Source organism: Pseudomonas persica, assembly GCF_900291015.1.
GTDB lineage: Bacteria > Pseudomonadota > Gammaproteobacteria > Pseudomonadales > Pseudomonadaceae > Aquipseudomonas.
Window position 1 is genome coordinate 1 of record NZ_OLKL01000148.1, and the last position, 271, is coordinate 271.

At 48.0% G+C, this 271-nt stretch carries 1 protein-coding gene; it reads right to left on the reverse strand.

The window, feature by feature from the left end; translation table 11 throughout:
- Positions 1 to 87: 87 nt before the first annotated feature.
- On the reverse strand, positions 88 to 271 hold a 184-nt coding region (locus FQ664_RS27545; RefSeq protein ID WP_256676101.1), incomplete at its 5' end, for an endonuclease V.

The window sequence follows — 271 nt, forward strand, 5'->3', positions numbered from 1 at the left end:
GTTTAAAACTATACCGCGCCCCATCGATGCTCGTGGGTTAAATCTTCCGCCAGAATCAGGGACTATATCATGTATACCACTGGAGGCTTAAACCGATTTTTCAATTTGCGTCTTGCATAACCGGGTTAGCTGATCAACCTTCTTTAACACCTCTGGGATCCGACTCGCCCCTCTTAGGTTCTTAATTAGGGCTGCGGCGTATTCCCCATCCAGACCAATACTGCTAACAAATAGCGGCCTGCGGCTTTTGCCCCGATACACTGCTTGATAA